This is a genomic window from Rothia sp. P7208 (assembly GCF_048512915.1).
GTDB lineage: Bacteria > Actinomycetota > Actinomycetes > Actinomycetales > Micrococcaceae > Rothia.
The window spans coordinates 543302-562119 of sequence record NZ_JBLXXW010000001.1 but is presented as its reverse complement, the minus strand read 5'-3'; the positions used below and the strand labels follow the sequence as shown (position 1 = coordinate 562119).

The window sequence follows — 18818 nt, the reverse complement described above, 5'->3', positions numbered from 1 at the left end:
GTTTTTAGAGGTTCAGCACACAAGAGAGTCCACACAGAGGCATCTGATAGGTAAACTAATGCCCAAGTGTGTAAATCATCCAGCCAGCCCCACCACATCAGGGAACTGGCACCGAAAGGAAAAACTGTGTCTGAAGCACGCCCCCTGCGCGTTGCCGTCATCGGCTCTGGACCTGCTGGCATCTACGCGGCAGATATCCTTACCAAATCAAAAGAAGTCAAAAACGGTGAACTTGAAGTATCCATCGACATCTTCGACCGCTACCCTGCACCCTTCGGCCTCATCCGCTACGGTGTAGCACCCGACCACCCCCGTATCAAAGGAATCATCACCGCACTACATAAAGTCCTTGACCGCGGTGACATCCGCTTCTTCGGCAACGTAGAATACGGCAAAGACCTCTCCCTCGAAGACCTCCGCGAACACTACGACGCCATCATCTTCGCAACCGGCGCTATCAAAGACGCAAACCTTGACATCCCCGGTGTAGAACTCGACGGCTCCTACGGCGCGTCAGACTTCGTCTCCTGGTACGACGCACACCCCGACTACCCTCGCGAATGGCCACTTAACGCCCGCGAAATCGCAGTACTCGGCAACGGCAACGTAGCGCTAGACGTCGCCCGTGTACTTTCCAAACACGCAGATGATCTACTCGTCACTGAAATTCCTGACCACGTCTACGAAGGACTAAAATCTTCACCAGTTACCGACGTACACGTCTTCGGACGCCGTGGACCAGCACAGATTAAATTCACCCCGCTAGAACTGCGAGAACTAGCACACTCCCGTGACGTAGACATCGTCCTCTACGAAGAAGACTTCCAATTCGACGAAGCATCACAAGAAGCGATGGAAACCAACTCTCAAGTTAAAGTCATGATGAAAACCCTCAACGGCTGGCTTGAGAAACAAAAAGAAGAACCACAAACCGCATCCCGCCGACTACACCTACACTTCTTGCAATCTCCAGCAGAAATCCTTGGTGAGGACGGCAAAGTAACCGCCCTAAAGATGGAACGTAACGAACTCGACGGCAACGGTGGTATCAAAGGCACCGGAGAATTCGTTGAATACCCCATGCAAGCGGTTTACCGTGCTATCGGCTACTTCGGTTCAGAACTTCCTGAGGTTGGCTTCGACCCCGTACGCGGTGTCATCACCAACGTTGAAGGCCGCGTCGTTGATAACGAAGGGACACCTGTTCCCGGGCTATACGCAACAGGGTGGATTAAACGAGGCCCCGTCGGACTGATCGGTTCAACTAAATCAGACGCATTAGAGACCATCACCCACCTACTATCTGACCGTGAGAACCTCTACACTGCTACTGAGCCATGCGCCGAGACCTTCAGCGCATATCTCGACTCTAAAGGCATCGAATACACCACGTGGGAAGGCTGGCATAAGCTAGACGAACACGAACGCGCACTTGGTGCTGCCGCGCAGGACGCCTCCGGTGAGCCACGCGCTCGCGTAAAAGTGACCGACCGTGAAGAGATGATTCGTATTTCACGTTCACTCTAAGACTTCTAAAGTTTGGGCCTACCATGAGAATTCTCATGGTAGGCCCAAACTGTTAAGTTCTTTCAACACTAGGTAAGTAAACGGCGTAGCTGAGCGTTAAGAAATATCCCCTGAGGGTCTAGCTCTTTTCGGAGAGTGCAGAACCACTCAAAACGTGGATAGAGTCCCTGAAGTTCTTCTGCACTATTGGTGTGATAGTGTCCCCAATGCACTCGCCCGCCATACGCTTTGAAAATCGTCTCTAGTGTATTGAACGCTTGCTGTGGTGGTGTTTTCCAGTATTCACGTGCGCAGATGAAGACGGTGTCTTGTTGGTATGCCGGTGATAGTGCAATGTTATCTGCGGCTGCTGTACGAACCAGAAGTGGATAGCTGAGGTGTTCTTTGCTATCACGGTAGGCAGCACGGATGTCTTCCATAATGCTTGCAAGTTGGTGTACTTCGAAAGCGTATTCCATGGTGTGGCGGCGGACTGTGCGCTTTTGTGTGTAGACCTGTGGTGCTAAATCTGCGTAACGTCTGTTGCCTTTGCCCCAGCTTGAGATATTGTTGAGGGCTGCTTTTGTTGCGGGCTGTTTATACCCGAGATAGCTCATAAGGTGGAACGCTCCGTTATTGAGCGTGTTGTCGCCGAGGTGTCGTCGGGCTTTGCTTAATACGGCGGAAGGGTTCATGTACCCATCGGTGAGTAGAGGCAATCGGGTAAGTCGTCGAGTTCTAACTTGTGAAGAGCCTATGAACCATGTTATTTCGTAATGGTCTGCGTTTGATGAACGTTCTGCGAAATGGTGGATGATGTCTTCGTAAGCGCGTTTTCGTTCTGCTGCGTGGAGTCGAAAGAGCGGTTCGATACGGAACGTAAGCGAGAAGATGATACCGAGGGCCCCTAGCCCGAGTTGTGCTGCGGTGAAGATGTCATTGTTCTTATGCGGGGAGCATGTGAGGATGTCTCCTTGAGCTGTGATAAGTGTAAGTTCTTGCAATTGTGTGGCGAAGATGCCGTAGGTGTTACCTGTTCCGTGCATGCCTGTGGAGATTGCTTCGGCGAGCGTTTGTTCCCCCGTCCTTCCCATGTTGGTGAAGGTGAATCCGTGTTCTGCCAGAATTTTTGATGCTTGGCTAAGAGTTGTTCCGGCGAGGAATGTAGCTTGTTGTCGTTGCGGGTTGATAGCGGTGAGACCGCTAAGCTGATTGAGTGAGAGTATGCGGGTTTCAGATTCTGTAATGTTTTTGGAGTCGTATCCTGTATCGAACACGGTGATGGTTTGTTGGTGTTCGCCAGCATTTTTAATGGTTTTTTGTATTTCTTGAATATTTCGGGGCGCCATGATGCGGTGTTCCTGTTTTTGTGTGTTCCAGCGATGTTGACGCATTGTTCCTCCCAAGGTGGATAAAGTATCCCTGTCTATTCTCTCATTGATGTTGCTTCGCTTCGGGGTAGGAACGGGGAAACCTGGTTTTAAACCGTCTTTTATGGAGCGTGATGTTGTGATGGTGTTGAATGAATGTTTTCTCTTCAGGTTGGAATGCCCGAAACCCTGGCACATGTGATGGTCGGCACCTATGATTAAAGTGGGTTCTTGAAAAGCTAATGGTAAGACGCTTAGCTTCGTTCAAGGCTCTTGATGAAAAGGAGAACGATAATGACTGCCCAAGAATCGGCTCAGAAAACTTTTGGACATCAGGCGGTTGAATCCCGCGAAAAGAACCGTGACGTCACACAATTTTCGGGAGAAATTGTTGTTGGTATTGATGGTTCGGAGCAATCCTATGGCGCTTTGCGTTGGGCAGTGAACGAGGCTCGACGTCGGAACACTCCGGTGCGTTTGGTAACGGCATATTCTTTGCCTATTTTTACTGGTACTGGTTTTGAGGCTGGGTATTCGGTCGTTGATGAACAGGCGTTGCGTGAAGGGGTGGCTCAGATACTTGATGAGGCGTACTCCCGTGTTGATACGACTGGTGTTGAGCTGCGTGCCACCGTTGAGACAGGTGATGCTACCGCTATTCTTGTTGAGCTATCAAAGCGTGCTGAACTAGTTGTTGTGGGTTCTCGTTCTCACGGCAGCTTTTTAGGGCGACTTTTAGGGACGGTCTCTGTGTCTCTTCCGGCTCATTCTCATTGCCCGTTGGTTGCGGTGCCTGCTTCTTATAGCGAGAATCTTGAATCTACTAGTTTAGATGCTGACGCGAAGAAGCCTATTGTGGTTGGTTCAGATGGTTCTGCCCAGGCGCGTGTTGCTATGTTGAAAGCCGCCGAAGAGGCTCAGCGTCGTGGGGTAAAGCTGACGTTGGTAAATGCTTTGGCGCCTTATACGGGTGCTCTGAATTGGGTTCCTGCTGCTGTTGATTTTGAAGCGATGTATCGTGAGATTGCGCAATTGCAACGGAAGGCTGCGCAGTGGCTGCGTCGTTATTTCCCGCGTTTAGAGATTGAGTTTAAGTTAGTTGATGGTTCTCCTGTGCAGGTGCTTTTAGAAGCTGGTGAGGACGCTGGAATGGTGGTTGTTGGTACCCGTGGCCGCGGTGGTTTGGTGGGGATGATTCTTGGTTCTACATCTCATGGGGTTTTGCACCATGCTAAGCGTCCGGTGATGATTGTTCCTGAGATGGAAGATGAGCGTTTAGAGACTGCACCTTCGGCGGATATTAGCTGGGGGTAGAGTGAGTGCTCTACGTCAACGGTAGTTGAGTTTGACGGTACGTATATGACAGTGGCGGGTCAAGAGAGTTCTTGACCTGGCACTGTTGTATTGAGCATATAACTGTTAGTTGAGTGTCGCAGCGCCGAATGGGGAGCTGAAACGTTCGCACCAGATGACAACACTCTTAATGGTGTTGATGTCTACGTTGGAGGGAATGGGGTAGTTCTGGTTTCCATTGGTTGCTTTAAGGTCTCCGAGGTTGGTGTAGTCCTCTGCGGTGAGGGTGGTGAAGTCTCCTGTTTGGTCGGTGAGGATGACTTTGAGGTCGGGGCCATCTAGTGTTGAAAGATCTTCGAGGCGTAGTAGGTGTGTTCCATCGTTGAGGGTGATGATTGCTGCGGTTCCTGTTGTGTCGTGGTCGAGGGAGTGGAATGTTCCTTGTGCGGCTGTTTGTGGTGTTGGTGTGCTTTGAGCTGTTGGCTGTTGGGTGTTACTAGTTACTGGTTGTGTTGATTCTGGTAGTGCTTCGTCGATAGTTGAGCTGGTGAAGGCTCGCCAAGGTTGGGTGAGGGATAGGACTATTCCTAATACGACGAGTGCTGCAATGGAGAGGATAAGCAGAATATTTTTCTTGTTCTTCATGTATGTCCTTGTTCTTGTTTGATGTATATGGTGTGGTTTATCTATATAGCATGATGTGGGTGCTTTTTATTCCGAGTCGGGCGTTTTGGGTGAAAGTGTTCTGTTTCTGTGTGAACAGGAGTAATGTTGGTAACAAAGGTGAATATTGTGCGCTGGCGTTTTTGAGGTAATGGCATCGTGGATGAGGTGTTTTTAGGCGTTGGTGGCGGTTTTTTGCGGTCTCTTAAAACTTTTTTGAGAAATTTTTTTACTTGATAAGGAAAGTATATTTTCTGAAACTTCCTTGATTTTTAGCGGTTTTTATGGATTTTATTGTGCTGTTATCTCGCGTATTGGTCGGTTTTTAACAAGAAAAAATGGTTTTTTGTCCATTTTGAGTTTGCATGCGTCCCAAAACTGTCGTAAGCTTATTGAGTCTTGAACGGCGGGGTAAAAACCGCTGGTTCAGTCCAGGCCCCCATCGTCTAGCGGCCTAGGACGCCGCCCTTTCACGGCGGTAACACGGGTTCAAATCCCGTTGGGGGTACTTGTAGATTACATCTACAAAGCCTAGTTGATAATTTCAGCTATGGCCCCGTAGCGCAGTTGGTTAGCGCGCCGGCCTGTCACGCCGGAGGTCGCGGGTTCAAGTCCCGTCGGGGTCGCTCCGACCGCGTATTTCTTTATGATGAAATATCGCGGTTGTGGCATATCTACAGCATATGCCTGGCTCTGTAGCTCAGTTGGTAGAGCGTGCGACTGAAAATCGTAAGGTCACCGGATCGACGCCGGTCGGAGCCACAAAATCCACTTGTACGGGCTTCTAACGTGCAGGTGGATTTTCTATTTAACACACTTCACCAAGAAACATTCCTTATGGGTGTCATTAAAATTAAAAGAGCGCCTAACCAGAACCAAAACAGGCTCTCAGCCAAGCGCTCTCCCGCCACAAGGTTTAGAAGCTAGTCTGCAATCTCTACAACAACAGGCGTATGATCACTAGCGCCCTTCCCTTTACGCTCCTCGCGATCAATATGAGCACTTTTTACACGCTGCGCCAACGCTGGAGAATATAACTGAAAATCAATACGCATACCCTCATTCTTCGGGAAGCGTAGCTTCGTATAATCCCAATACGTGTACTCGCCCTCCGTGAACGGACGAACGACATCAGATAGTCCGCTCTTGTTCATAAAAGCAAAGAACGCGTCGCGCTCTGGCTCACTAACGTGCGTCATCTGATGCTCACGGAAATAGTCAATATCCCACACATCATGGTCGTAAGGAGCAACGTTCCAATCTCCTACCAGCGCAAACTGTGCTTGAGCATCCGCGCTCAGCCAAGAATCAACATTAGAACGTAGCTCTTTGAGCCATTCCAACTTATACGCCATATGAGGGTCTTCAAGTCCGCGCCCATTAGGAATATATAAGCTCCAAATGCGAACGCCGGCGCACGTTGCACCAATAGCACGCGCCTCCTGAACCGGAGTGTCACCAGGTTTAGCGAAACTTGGCTGACCTGCAAAGGTCCGCTCAACATCTTCTAATCCCACGCGTGAAGCAATGGCCACACCATTCCATTGACTTAACCCAAAATGAGCAACTTCATAACCCATAAAATCAAAAATTTCATAAGGGAAATTTTTCTCTTGAGCTTTTGTCTCTTGAATAGCAAGCACGTCAACGTCAGAACGGTCTAGCCATTCTTCAACGCGTTCAGCTCGTGCGCGAATAGAGTTTACGTTCCAGGTAGCAATCTTCATACCCTCTAGGGTACATGCTCTATCGTGCGGGCGGGAATGCTGGAATATGCAGACCTGCCATCTTCTCTACGACTCGGATTACCTGACAAGAATACCCAAACTCATTGTCATACCACAGATACAAAACCGTTGTATCCTCGGTGACCAGCGTGGCTAACCCGTCGACAATGCTCGCCGTGCGTGACCCCACAAAATCAGTAGAAACCACCTCGTGTGAATCGGTGTAATCAATTTGACGGCGTAATGACGAGGTTAAAGATACCTCACGTAAGAGAGCATTAAGTGACTCTTTAGAATCTGGTTGTTTTTCTAAACGCAGATTCAAAATAGCTAGTGATACATCTGGTGTTGGAACACGAATGGCACTACCTGTCAGCTTTCCCTCAAGCTGAGGAAGTGCTTTAGAAACAGCTTTTGCCGCACCTGTCTCAGTAATAACCATGTTCAACGCTGCAGAACGCCCACGCCGGTCACCACGATGGAAGTTATCAATAAGGTTTTGATCATTGGTGAAGGAATGAACCGTTTCAACGTGACCAGAGAGTACCGTAAAGTTTTCGTCCATAACTTTCAGTACTGGAGTGATGGCATTAGTTGTACACGATGCTGCTGAAAGAACGGTGTCTTCGGAAGTAATAACAGAGTCGTTAACACCGCAAACAATATTTTTAATATCTCCTTTGCCAGGGGCTGTGAGCAATATTCGAGAGGCTCCTTTGCTCTTGAGATGTTGGCTGAGCCCTTCGTGATCGCGCCAACGCCCAGTGTTATCAACGATGATAGCGTCACGAATACCGTATTCTGTGTAGTCTATGGTTGCTGGGTCGTTGGAATAGATGAAACGAATTGACGTCCCGTTAGCAATGATGGTGGAATTCTGCTCGTCTACGCGGATAGTTCCTGCGAATGCTCCGTGTACGGAGTCTCGTCGCAAGAGCGAGGCCCTTTTGTAGAGATCGTTCTCTCCATTTTTACGGACGACAACGGCACGTAAATTAAGCCCGGAACCACTTGTTCGCTCAAGTAGTATGCGGGCTAGAAGACGGCCGATGCGACCAAAACCGTAGAGAACAACGTCTTGGTTGGTTGCTGTTTGTGTTCCTGCTTTTTCAACAACGGGGGATAGTTCCTCGCGTAACCATTTTTCGAGCTCTGTTGATCCAGAACGCTCATATTGTCGGTATAGTTCTGCTAATCCGATAGAGCAGGGTGCTAATTGGAGTTGGACGAGTGTTTGTAAAATTTCTAGAGAGCGATTGGGGTCGAGCTCTTCATGGTCGATTTGCCGAGCAAATCGGTGTAATTTCAGAATCTGAATGACGGATTGGTTGACGAGGGAACGTCCATGAATACTGATAACTACACCGTATTCTCGATTGAGTTTTCCAATGAGCGGAATCATCTGTTCTGCCGCTGATTCTGCGTCGTTCCATACGGCGTGTTTTAGGGTGCTAGAGAGCGCCACGGCTTCCTTCTTCCTTGCGGGGATACGTCTTCGTATTCTCCGAGCATATGTGATTGCAAAACGTTAGATGTACGCCTCGTTGCGTCCATCTAACGTTTCACAGCTTACCTGCAGAAATAAGGTAATTCCGTATTTTACAGAGTTTTTCTTTATATACCGATTAGGGAATAGAAGGAGGGTGTGTATTTTCTATGCCTGATCAAAAGCACGAATTCCCCACCGTGAAATATGCTCTTCACCAGGAGAAAGAACCACAAGATGAGTTCCGCTATTAAACGCATTGGCAGGTGCTGTCATCGGTTCGACGGCTAAAGCGCGGCGTTCTGAACCATCGGTGTATACCTGAACCCACCGAATACTTTCATCAAAAGTGAGTTCCACACCAGAAGAACGATGAACATCAGCATAAAGACGAACATGGCCGCGCTTATCAGCGTAAGAGAGCGAACCAAAAGCATGGTCTAGCTCCATCTTGCCTAAGAGTGCACCAGCACGAAAATCTAAGGATGTTCCTTCAACAGAATGTTCTGCTACGGGTAGTAAGCGCTCATCTGTTTCAAGGTAACTTTCTGCAGGAATCTCTAGCACCCACTGATTGAGGGCTGATGTTTGGTCAACATCCCCACCGGCACTCAGATAAGGGTGAGCAGCGTACGCATAGGGTGCGGGCTCGTCTCCCACATTTTGCGCAGAAAACTCTACCTGAAGTCCTTCATCGTTGAGAGTATACGTCACGGTGTATTTCAGAAAGAAAGGGTACCCGGGGCATGGCGGAAGCTCAAGAGCGCCTGATAGCTGAGCCTGATGAGAGTTTATGACGGGCTCTTCAAAAGACCATCGTTGCCACATCACGAGCCCGTGAATAGCATTATGTCGTTCCACTTCAGATATCGGTAGTTGATGCTCGACCTCGGAAAAAGTGTATCGTCCGCCGTCGATACGGTTGGGCCACGGTGCAAGGTGTGAGCCACGTGCTCCAGCGCGTAATTCGTTGGGAGAAGTTGGAAGAATAAGCTGTTTGCCTTGGGGTGATATAAGGGATTCTAGGTTAGCTCCCACCTCGGCAATGGTGGCGCTATACCCACCAGCGTTTAACGTGTAGGTTGTCCCAGAAAATGATGTAGACATAAACTTCTCCGTAGATAGACGGTTGTGTGAGAATCTTGCAAGAAAATAGCACTGTGGCTCAATAGTTCATACTATTGAGCCACAGCATTATTTTTAGTGTTCTTCAGCTAAAGTGCTTGCTTCACCTTCAGCAATTTTTTCTCCAATAGATTCAACATTGGCGAGAATATCCTCCGCGGGGACGGGGGAGAGCCTCGCCCATAAGAAGAAAAGGATACCGCCGACGAACATGCTCAACCCAGTCCATAGGTTGATGGGGATACCGCCGGTCAGTGCCTTGTCTGCTACCGGGTCAAGAATCCCTGTAGCTGTTACAAGAACACCATAAACAACGAAGAGTGCGCCGATAATGTTACGTAGGTCAGTACGACGGGTAGAGCGAACAAGTTGCTCTTTCTCTTCGGAACTAAGCACTACAGCTGTTGGTTGGTTTTTGTTGCTCATAGTGACTCCTTAGATAATGGGAAGATAGAGCAGAACGCAGAGGACAAGAGCAATGGTTCCAAGGAGTGCTGGGGAACGGTACCATGCGGTATCGCTCGCTACAGAATCTCCGGTGAGGTCGATGGTACCAATACCGTAAACCAATCCTGTCAGCTCTTCTTCTGCCTTCGGTGTAGTAACCATCGATACAGCAACGGAAACAACCATCACGGTCACGAAGGAAATAATAGCCATGTAGAGGGTTCCTGCAGTGCCGGTTTCGAAGAGGGTTGGATCGTTCAAGTACCAAATCCATACCAGTGCAGGTGCGATGATACCGCTGACATAACCCCAAAGACCTGCTTGAGGAGTCATCTTCTTCCACAATAGGCCGAGAATAAATACGGCAAATAGTGGTGCATTGAAGAATGAGAATAGGGTCTGCATATAGGTCATGATATTACCGAACTGAGCCGCGAGGAATGCGGTGAAAACTCCGATAAGAACGCCAGCAACGGTAACCCACCGACCTGTAGAGAGGTAGTAGGAATCGCTCATCTTTGGTTTGATGTATTCCTGCCAGATGTCATAAGTAAATACGGTGTTGAAGGATGAAACGTTCGCTGCCATACCAGCCATGAAGGATGCCATCAAACCGGTGACGGCAACACCAAGAACACCAGAAGGTAGATACATCTGGATGAGCTTTGGAATGGCGTCGTTATAAGTGAGAGTGCCGTCTGCAAACTGGTTACCGATGGTTGCTGCGGCAATCATGCCTGGAATAACTACGATAAAGGGAATGAAGAGTTTGGGGAAAGCGCCGATGAGTGGGGTGCGTCGTGCTGCAGACATGTTCTTTGCAGAGAATGCGCGCTGAACTTCGGTGAAATTGGTGGTCCAGTAACCGAAGGAAAGGACGAATCCTAGTCCAAGAACAATTGCCAGCCAGTTTGCACCAATGGGGTTGGTAACATTGCCAATCTCGGTACCTTGCCATGCAGAAAGATGGAGTTTATTGATACCCTCGGTATTCATGAGTGCGGTTTTGAGTCCGCTCCAACCACCTACGCGGTGCATGCCAACAACGGTAAGTGGCACAAGCCCGGCAATGATGACGAAGAACTGCATGACTTCGTTGTAGATTGCTGAAGATAGACCACCGAGGGTGATATATACAAGCACGAAGACCGCGGAGACGATAATTGCAACCCATTGTGGCCATCCGAGCATTGCTTCAATGATGATAGCCATAGCGTAGAGATTGATGCCTGCGATGAGTACGTTGGAGATGGCGAACGCTAAAGAATTGACGAGGTGTGCTGGTCGTCCGAAGCGTCGGAGCATAAATTCGGGGACGCTTCGTACCTTTGAGCCGTAGTAGAACGGCATCATGACGAGGCCTAGGAATACCATCGCGGGGATAGCGCCGATGAAATAGTAGTGCATGGTGGACATGCCGATTTCTGCGCCGTTTGCTGCCATACCGAGAATTTCGGTGGCTCCAAGGTTTGCAGAGACGAAAGCTAGGCCTGTAATCCATGCCGGCATGGACCGTCCAGAGAGGAAGAAGTCCATGGAGGTTTTGACGCTTCGGCGGGCGATAATGCCGATGGCGAGGACGGTAACGAAGTAGATGATGAGCATTAGATAATCTACAAAATGTAGATCGAGTCTCACTCCATCAGCAGATGCTACAAGAGACATAGTGGAGCTCCTGGGTTTTGAAAACACAACAACGACCACGTTGAAATGTTTATTTTTGTTTATATGTGGTGTGAGGCAACATTGCCAATTAATGACAAGTAAACTCCTGTAATGCTTTTAATGCAAGGGTTAACCAACAATATTTCTGAAATTATCTGAATATTTTAGCTCTAGATAAAAAACTTGTGTTCAAAAATGTTTGTTTATGGTTCAATGGGAACTAATATATCCCCACATCCATCAGCCAACGGCACAACACCAGGAGACATTATGCTTGCTTCAGAACGGCACAGCCAAATTCTGCGTGAGATTGAAGCCCGCGGCACTGTTCTCACCGGCGAACTTGTAGACCTACTTAACGTCTCTGCAATGACTATCCGCCGAGACCTCAACGAACTCGCAGACCTAGGGTTACTTGTTAAAGTCCACGGTGGAGCAACTTCATTTAGAGCCAGTAGCGAACCAACCTTCGCTACAAAAATGCTCCTGCATGAGCCAGAGAAACAACGGATTGCTCAGCGCGCCCTACAATATGTACACCCAGGACAAACTATCGGGTTCTCTGCTGGAACAACGTGCACAACCATCGCCAGGAACTGCCTTAAAGTTCCAGAACTGACCGTCATTACAAACTCATTGCGCGTCCATGAGACTTTTCACCAATCCCCATCTGACGCTCAAGTAATCCTCACCGGAGGGCAACGCACCCCCTCAGACGCGCTCGTTGGACCCATCGCCGACCTCGCACTAGGAACCTTGCACATGGACGTGCTCTTCCTCGGTACCTACGCAGCAGACCTCAAACAAGGCCTTATGAGCCCCACACTGATTGAATCCGCAACGAACCGCGCTCTCATATCCTCCGCTTCACAAGTTGTGGCAGTTTTTGACCACAGTAAATGGGATATTCGAGGCTTGAGCCAATTTGCCCCTTGGGAAAAAATTAACACCGTCATTACCGGCGCAGATATCCCTCACGAGGCTCTCACTATTTTGAAAAATACTGTAAACGAGGTAGTTCTAGCATCATGACAACCACACGCACACCGTTGACACCCACCGTCGTCAAAACCTCAGCAACACTCGCTGACGGACGAGAAATTATCTTCTACGATGATTCCGCAGAATATGTTAGCGGAGAAAAAACGCGTACTATTCACGACCCGAGACCGCTAGAAGCCCGAACCTTACCACCACACGACGCCGCATCCATACGCACCGACCCTCTCACCGGATACCCCGTAGCTATTGCAGCGCATCGACAAAACCGCACCTTCCTCCCCCCAGCAGATGAAGACCCATTAGCACCTGCAGGACAAGGAAGCGTCCCCAGCGAAATTCCTGAACCAGAATACGATGTCGTCGTTTTTGAAAACCGCTTCCCTTCACTGCAAGGGCCTTACGAAGTCCTCAATGATAGTACTCTCAACTATGAGACAACTCCTGCTGGGCGCTGCGAAGTTGTCTGCTTCACCTCTAATGCTGTTGGTTCTTTTGCAACATTGAGCCAACAACGAGCACGCACCGTCTTTGAAGCGTGGAAAGACCGCACTAAAGAATTACTCGCTTTAAACTCTGTGCGTGAAGTCTTTATCTTCGAGAATAATGGTGAAGAAATTGGTGTAACGTTGCACCACCCGCACGGGCAAATCTACGGTTACTCGTACCTTACCCCGTATACCACAGCCCTTAAAAGACAGACAGACGCTTATGCGCAAAAGAACCGCAAAGACCTTCTTGCCGATGTGCTATTGAGCGAAGTCCGAGACGGGCGGCGCATCATTCGACGAACTGAAAACTTTACTGCTTACGTCCCGTTTGCGGCTAAATGGCCTGTGGAGTTCATGATTATGCCTCATAAAGCAGTCAAAAACTTTACGGGTTTCACCTCCGAAGAGCTTGATGAGCTAAGTGAACTCTACTTAGACCTACTAGGACGACTTAACCGCTACTTTGACGGTATCGAACTGCCCTATATCTCTGCATGGCATCAAGCTCCATCTGAGGGCGCAGAGCATATCTCCCGCATGTTCTTGCACGTATTCTCCCTCAAACGTGCCCCCGAGAAACTTAAATATCTTGCCGGTTCTGAATCTGCAATGGCAGCGTGGATTAACGACCGGACACCCGAAGAAATTGCTGCTCGTCTGAAAGAAGTTGAACTCCCATGAGCACTCCACAATGGATTACTAATCCCACCCAAGAAGACCAAATTCACACGGTTGTTAACGCATTCATCGCAGAATACGGCTACGAACCAGCTGGCGTATGGGCTGCACCTGGGCGCGTAAATCTGCTTGGTGAACATGTTGATTATGCCGGCGGAACTGTTATGCCCCTAGCGTTGCCACATCGCACTCTCGTTGCAGCATCACCTCGTCAAGACGGCATGCTACGAGCTGTATCAGATCAAGCTGATGGTGTTGAGCAGATAGCTCTCAAAGATATTGCCCCAGGTGCGTTGAGCGGCTGGTTTACTTATGTTGCTGGTGTTCCGTGGGGAATGAAAAAAGTTGCTGATATTGACGTTGTGGGCGCAGACCTCGCCATCACGTCAGCCGTTCCCGTGGGAGGCGGACTGTCCTCTTCTGCAGCGTTGGAATGTTCTGTCGCGCTAGCTCTGGACGAGCTCACCGCTCAAAGGCAAGAAACTGTACCGCTTCATCAAACCGATGAGGGGCGCGCAACCTTGGCACAGATATGTATCGCTGCAGAAAACGATATTGCCGGCGCTCAAACGGGCGGAATGGACCAATCCATTTCCTTACGTGCGCTTGAAGGCTCTGTGCTGACCATCGACTGCCGTGATTTTAGCACTAAACCCCTCACTGTTGATGTGGCTTCTGCCGGATTGGCGCTTCTCGTGATTGACACAAAAGCGCCACACCAACTAGCTGACGGACAATACGCTCGCCGCCGCGCCATTTGTGAGCTTGCAGCAGAGGCATTCAACGTAGACAACGTGCGTAACGCTATGCCAACGCATATGAGCTACGCAGACGCAGAAGCCGTTGTCCAACGGTGGGAAGAAAGCTTAAACGACGTCGAACTTCCTGAAGACACCACCCCAGAACAAGCCATAGCTCGCATACGTCACGTAGTTCATGAGATGGTGCGAGTCCAAGAATGTATTGATATATATTCTGCTTCTGTGACCGATGAGAGCTGGAAACGTCTAGGAGAGCTATTGAGTTGTTCTCATGCTTCACTACGTGATGATTATGAAGTGACTGTCCTTCAACTAGATGTCGCTGTCGAAGCTGCTGAGCATGCCGGTGCTTTAGGCGCTCGCATGGTAGGCGGCGGTTTTGGCGGTTCAGTGCTTGCTTTGGTCCCTCAACAGAAAATTGAGGATATCGCCGAGGCTGTGGTGAATGCTTTTGAACAGCACGGTTTTGGTGCTCCTGCTTTTGTTGAGGCGACGCCCGGTGCTGCAGCAATTCGAGTGAAATGATGAAGTAGCTAGAATCTTTCCAAACGAGGAACATGTCTATTGTTGTCTGTGATTCCTCGTTACATACTAGGGGGTGTGTTTGTGTGGCTTATGCGACTCAAGGGGAACTCTAAAGGCTAGAAAGCCTGTATCCCGTCGAGAGCCACCAAACTCATCCTCTATTTTCTCTGGAGTTGATGTCTGTCTGGGTAGACTCCTGAACGACGTCAATTCCTTGAGTGACATCAAATGCTACGCGTCCTTTAACAAACCATGCCCACGGCAATGGCAATGGATAAACCCATGCACCATGAGAGATGCGTTCACCGTTGACTATCACATGCTGATAACGAGCAATGCCTTTCCATACACACAGTGTGCGCAATCGTGCTGGCTCTAGTGCCTCAGAAATAACGTCGTGAGAGGGAAAATAAAAGTTTCCCTCTATCAACAGCGCATCTGAGGTGCGAGCAATCTCTTGACCAGATGCTACTGCGCGTACCGTATAACGGCGCATCTTTTAGTTCTGCCTTTCAATGTTCATGAGCTTCTGAGAGATAAGGGATACTAGCGCTTCAGCAGACTTATGGCATTGTTCAAGCTCTCCAGAATTAATCAAAATAAAGCCGGTTCCGTCTTGAATATATGCAATAGCAGGAGCCTGTGTATCAGGAATAATCTTTTTTAACAGGTCATCTCGTTCGTTCAAATGTACGGCGCTAAAAGGAACTGACAATGTTGCACAGGCTGTTTTCCATTCTTTTTTACCGAGCGGGTTAAGACCATGTGTAATATCGCAAAGCGCGCAAGAGCGCGTATGACGGAGCTTTCCCCACACATACGAAAGCTCCCCTTTAATTCCTCCATCTGCGGCATAAACACCAATAAGTTGTGCAGAAGAAATTGAATGATCGGTCACTATGTTTATTTCCTTAAATCATCGGTTGAAGGGTGAATAGATGCTTGCGTATATAATGCTGGCATATCCGTAAGAATGACTTTTCCACGTCCTTGCCGCACTATTCCCTGAGTAGCAAAATCTGCCAAGGTTTTACTTGTAATCTCACGGCTCACACCTACAAGATTTGCAATCTGTTCATGAGTTAGACGAACGATAGGTTTTCCTGTGATGAGGGTTTTTTCTAATGTTTTGAGAAGAACCCGTGCAATACGTGCTGGAAGTGGCCTCAACAGATTATCTGAGAGCCGTTCCTCTAGCTCTTGAACGCGTTCAGCCAAAATTTTTGAGACTTGCACCGTAAACTGTGGATCAGTCTTCATGAGCTCTTCGATATGGCTGACCTTTAAAGCGCATACCTGACATTCTTCGAGAGCTTCTGCATAGTTTTCATGCATTGACTGTCCCATGAGTGCCATCTCGCCAAAAACCATTCCGGGGGTCAAAATGGCGATGGTTAACGTTTTACCGCTATCGATAATGCGAAATACACGGATTCTTCCCTTTTTAAGGATAAAGAGCGTTTGCTGCTGGTCTTGTCGAGAGAAAATCAGTTCACCACGGCTAAAAAACTGCGCAGGAGCAAGTGATTCTAAATGACTCATTTGTTCGGGCGAACAATGAGAGAAAAGATCTGATTCGCGAATACAAGCAAAATCGCTATCCATATTTGCTCCAAGCTACTGACAGTCGGTGTGCTGAACCCGAAAATATTATGCGCGTTGGAGAACCACCATAGCAGTGAGTCCCATAACAACACCATAAACGATGTGTCCCATCAAAGAGAGCAAGGTAGCGGATGTAATGGTGAAGACTGGTGCTCCCATCATCAGTGGCATCATTAGAAGAGGTCCAACAATCCAGAACAGTACTCCGATAAGGCTACCTGCAATGAGTGCACCGGAAACGTTAGTAAGTGATTGGTCTTGACCTGAGAAGTGAATAATAGCGCCGGCAAGAGCACCAAATACACCAGAAATCATCATGTGCATTGCAAAGCCTACAAAAGCTGATTCTGAGCCAATCATGCTAGCAAGCATGGGGAGCATCCCCATCATTGCCATCATCATGCCAAAAATAACGCCTCCTGCTAACCCGCCGATAGTAGTGGCTAGAATGGTGGACTTGGTGGTGTTAGAAAACGATTGAGTGTTCATCATATGTTCTTTCTTCTGTGTACAGAATGTATGTCATACTCTATGAAGCATTGAAAAGAAGTTCTGTGAAGGTGTTTACAGAAAGGCAAATACCCTCTGAATTTTTTGAGAACGCATGGTAAAGGACGGCTGGAAAAATACACTTTTCACCTTTATTTAGTGTGTTTTAGCAGGTGAAAGCCTAAAAGTAGAAAATTTTTCTAAGGTAAATCTCATCTTTGGCTTCTATGATGATTCCTATGTTCTTGACGTGTTAGTCCAAGAACGCCCTTACCCTGATTCACTATGAGCAATACTGTTGTTTTTTATGGTTATGTCATGAATAGACAAGCTGTTGTTCTTCAACTTTCTGGCAACATGAGATAAAGGTTTATGCCAGTTCAGAATCAGGGTAATCTAAAGATATAAACTACTCTCATATAGGAGTGCACCCCCATGCTTCAACGCGAACCCTATGCACAGCTACCACAGCTACCCTCTTTCACGCTTACATCTGAGGATCTTCGTGACGGAGAAAAAGCTCCGCAGTGGCTCACATCAGCTCTTTTTGGTGTTGAGGGAGGAACTGACACTTCACCACAGCTATCGTGGGAAGGTTTCCCTGAAGAAGCAAAGTCTTTTGTGGTGACATGTTTTGACCCTGACGCACCAACTCCTTCTGGTTTTTGGCACTGGTGTGTTTCAAATATTCCTGCCCAGGTGACATCTTTAGAGCGCGGTGCTGCACAGAAGCTACCAGAGGGTGCGCTTGCACATCGTAATGACGGTGGCACTGACTCCTTTATTGGCTGTGCTCCTCCTGCCGGACATGGTGCTCACCGCTACATTTTCTGTGTTACCGCATTAGATGTTGAAAAGCTTGAGGTGGATGAGAATACTGCCCCTGCCGTCGTGGAATTTAACATTTTCTTCCACGGTATTGCTCGTGCTTTCTTAACAGTGACTTATGAGGAACATCCCTCTTCATGATGCGGTTAATTGCTAGCGATTTGGACGGCACCGTACTTGGAGAAGACTTTCGCTTTCGCCCCCGTACTATAGCTGCTTTAGAGGCAGCTATATCGGCAGGCGTTGAAGTGGTCTTTGTGACGGGCCGTCCCATTCGTTGGCTTACCCCTTTGCATGAGCAACTTGCTTATGATTCGTATGCGATTTGTTCTAATGGTGCGGTGGTGTATCACCTGGGGCGGGGTGAAATTGTTTCAACCTCTTTGACTCCTATGCGTGATATCGCCACTGCCCATCAGTGTTTAACAGAGTCTTTTCCTGAAGCAACGTTTACTCTTGAGACGCTTGAGAAGATTTATGTTCAGGGTGAGTTTGAAATAACGTCTGTCTTAGAAGGTGCTCCGATTATTTCTGGTGATTTATCAGATGCGTTTATCGAAGAAGATGCTGCAGTGAAGTATCTGATTCATCATCCACACGCGGATCCGTACGAGTTGTTAGAACGTGTACAAGCGGTGATTGGGGAATCTTTAGGAGCGACGCTGGGTGTGAAAGGTCAGGCGCTTGTTGAGATTGCTCGTGCTGATGTTCATAAAGGACATACCTTAGAACGTTTCGCGTATGAACGTGGTATTCCCGCTGCTGATGTTGTTGCTTTTGGTGATATGCCGAATGACGCGCAGATGTTGTTATGGGCAGGGGAGGGGTATGCGATGGCTTCTGGCTCTGCTGCTCTGATTGAGCAGGTAGGGCGTACCTGTCCTGCTTTTAGTGAAGATGGTGTAGCTCAAATTATCGAAGAGTTTTTGAGTGCGTACTGTGATAATTCTGAAAAATAACCCTTTTCTTTATCTTTTGTGCAGTAAATATTTCCTCGCATAATCAGCTTGACTAGGATAAATATTATTTCGATATCGAATCGTTATGAGATGTTCAGGTTTCTCTCACTTTATACCTATTCTTCCCAAAGGTGAACAGTGTTAACTATTGATTAGACGGTTCGATAGAGCCCTTGCTGAGAAGCGAAATGTGTGTGTGAT

At 48.3% G+C, this 18818-nt stretch carries 18 protein-coding genes and 3 tRNA genes; 10 read left to right on the top strand and 11 right to left on the bottom strand.

Annotated elements, in window-relative coordinates:
• The first annotated feature begins 126 nt into the window (after window positions 1-126).
• Window positions 127-1527: an FAD-dependent oxidoreductase gene (locus ACN084_RS02640; protein ID WP_419101162.1), complete on the top strand. Its 1401-nt coding sequence runs from the start codon at window positions 127-129 to the stop codon at window positions 1525-1527.
• Between the two features lie 68 nt (window positions 1528-1595).
• On the opposite strand, the gene ACN084_RS02635 is transcribed toward ACN084_RS02640, so the two are convergent.
• On the bottom strand, window positions 1596-2900 hold the full coding sequence (locus ACN084_RS02635) for a D-arabinono-1,4-lactone oxidase (protein ID WP_419105799.1): 1305 nt from the start codon (window positions 2898-2900) through the stop codon (window positions 1596-1598).
• 270 nt (window positions 2901-3170) lie between these two features.
• Between ACN084_RS02635 and ACN084_RS02630 the strand changes: the two genes are divergently transcribed.
• Entirely contained in the window at window positions 3171-4190 is a 1020-nt protein-coding gene (locus ACN084_RS02630; RefSeq protein ID WP_419105798.1) for a universal stress protein, read from the top strand.
• 105 nt (window positions 4191-4295) lie between these two features.
• Here the strand turns inward: ACN084_RS02630 and ACN084_RS02625 are convergent, their stop codons facing one another.
• On the bottom strand, window positions 4296-4814 hold the full coding sequence (locus tag ACN084_RS02625) for a DM13 domain-containing protein (RefSeq protein ID WP_419105797.1): 519 nt from the start codon (window positions 4812-4814) through the stop codon (window positions 4296-4298).
• A gap of 453 nt (window positions 4815-5267) precedes the next feature.
• Between ACN084_RS02625 and ACN084_RS02620 the strand changes: the two genes are divergently transcribed.
• From ACN084_RS02620 to ACN084_RS02610, 3 genes are all read left to right on the top strand, one after another.
• Window positions 5268-5340, top strand: a tRNA-Glu gene (locus ACN084_RS02620).
• Between the two features lie 44 nt (window positions 5341-5384).
• Window positions 5385-5458: transfer RNA gene (locus tag ACN084_RS02615), tRNA-Asp, on the top strand.
• Between the two features lie 63 nt (window positions 5459-5521).
• Window positions 5522-5594, top strand: a tRNA-Phe gene (locus ACN084_RS02610).
• 161 nt (window positions 5595-5755) lie between these two features.
• Here the strand turns inward: ACN084_RS02610 and ACN084_RS02605 are convergent.
• From ACN084_RS02605 to ACN084_RS02585, 5 genes are all read right to left on the bottom strand, one after another.
• Complete coding sequence (locus ACN084_RS02605) at window positions 5756-6559, bottom strand: exodeoxyribonuclease III (RefSeq protein ID WP_419101158.1); 804 nt, start codon at window positions 6557-6559, stop codon at window positions 5756-5758.
• Between the two features lie 19 nt (window positions 6560-6578).
• Window positions 6579-8024, bottom strand: coding sequence for a glyceraldehyde-3-phosphate dehydrogenase (locus ACN084_RS02600; protein ID WP_419105796.1), 1446 nt, complete (start codon window positions 8022-8024; stop codon window positions 6579-6581).
• Window positions 8025-8213: 189 nt separating this feature from the next.
• Entirely contained in the window at window positions 8214-9152 is a 939-nt protein-coding gene (locus tag ACN084_RS02595) for an aldose 1-epimerase family protein (RefSeq protein WP_419105795.1), read from the bottom strand.
• Between the two features lie 93 nt (window positions 9153-9245).
• On the bottom strand, window positions 9246-9596 hold the full coding sequence (locus ACN084_RS02590; RefSeq protein ID WP_419101155.1) for a hypothetical protein: 351 nt from the start codon (window positions 9594-9596) through the stop codon (window positions 9246-9248).
• Window positions 9597-9605: 9 nt separating this feature from the next.
• Window positions 9606-11282 (bottom strand): sodium:solute symporter family protein, encoded by a 1677-nt coding sequence (locus tag ACN084_RS02585; RefSeq protein WP_419105794.1) that lies wholly within the window; start codon window positions 11280-11282, stop codon window positions 9606-9608.
• Between the two features lie 270 nt (window positions 11283-11552).
• Between ACN084_RS02585 and ACN084_RS02580 the strand changes: the two genes are divergently transcribed.
• The 3 genes from ACN084_RS02580 to galK are packed head-to-tail and all read left to right on the top strand — an operon-like array spanning window position 11553 to window position 14736.
• A complete protein-coding gene (locus ACN084_RS02580) occupies window positions 11553-12314 on the top strand; it encodes a DeoR/GlpR family DNA-binding transcription regulator (protein WP_419105793.1) in 762 nt (253 codons plus the stop codon).
• Complete coding sequence (galT, locus tag ACN084_RS02575; protein WP_419105792.1) at window positions 12311-13453, top strand: galactose-1-phosphate uridylyltransferase; 1143 nt, start codon at window positions 12311-12313, stop codon at window positions 13451-13453. Before ACN084_RS02580 ends, galT begins: the two co-directional genes overlap by 4 nt.
• Window positions 13450-14736, top strand: a complete 1287-nt coding sequence (gene galK / locus ACN084_RS02570; RefSeq protein WP_419105791.1) for a galactokinase — start codon at window positions 13450-13452, stop codon at window positions 14734-14736. Before galT ends, galK begins: the two co-directional genes overlap by 4 nt.
• 151 nt (window positions 14737-14887) lie before the next feature.
• Here galK and ACN084_RS02565 read toward each other — a convergent pair whose 3' ends face one another.
• The 4 genes from ACN084_RS02565 to ACN084_RS02550 are packed head-to-tail and all read right to left on the bottom strand — an operon-like array spanning window position 14888 to window position 16833.
• On the bottom strand, window positions 14888-15232 hold the full coding sequence (locus ACN084_RS02565) for a DUF427 domain-containing protein (RefSeq protein WP_419105790.1): 345 nt from the start codon (window positions 15230-15232) through the stop codon (window positions 14888-14890).
• 3 nt (window positions 15233-15235) lie between these two features.
• Window positions 15236-15634 carry a hypothetical protein gene (locus ACN084_RS02560; protein WP_419105789.1) on the bottom strand — a complete coding sequence of 133 codons (399 nt, stop codon included), beginning with the start codon at window positions 15632-15634 and terminating at the stop codon, window positions 15236-15238.
• A gap of 5 nt (window positions 15635-15639) precedes the next feature.
• Window positions 15640-16341, bottom strand: coding sequence for a Crp/Fnr family transcriptional regulator (locus tag ACN084_RS02555; RefSeq protein ID WP_419105788.1), 702 nt, complete (start codon window positions 16339-16341; stop codon window positions 15640-15642).
• Between the two features lie 45 nt (window positions 16342-16386).
• Entirely contained in the window at window positions 16387-16833 is a 447-nt protein-coding gene (locus ACN084_RS02550) for a hypothetical protein (RefSeq protein WP_419105787.1), read from the bottom strand.
• 432 nt (window positions 16834-17265) lie between these two features.
• On the opposite strand from ACN084_RS02550, the gene ACN084_RS02545 reads away from it, so the two are divergent.
• Both ACN084_RS02545 and ACN084_RS02540 read left to right on the top strand, forming a co-directional pair.
• On the top strand, window positions 17266-17799 hold the full coding sequence (locus ACN084_RS02545) for a YbhB/YbcL family Raf kinase inhibitor-like protein (protein ID WP_419101146.1): 534 nt from the start codon (window positions 17266-17268) through the stop codon (window positions 17797-17799).
• On the top strand, window positions 17796-18617 hold the full coding sequence (locus ACN084_RS02540; protein WP_419101145.1) for an HAD-IIB family hydrolase: 822 nt from the start codon (window positions 17796-17798) through the stop codon (window positions 18615-18617). The genes ACN084_RS02545 and ACN084_RS02540 overlap by 4 nt, the downstream gene beginning before the upstream one ends.
• The last annotated feature ends 201 nt before the right edge of the window (window positions 18618-18818 follow it).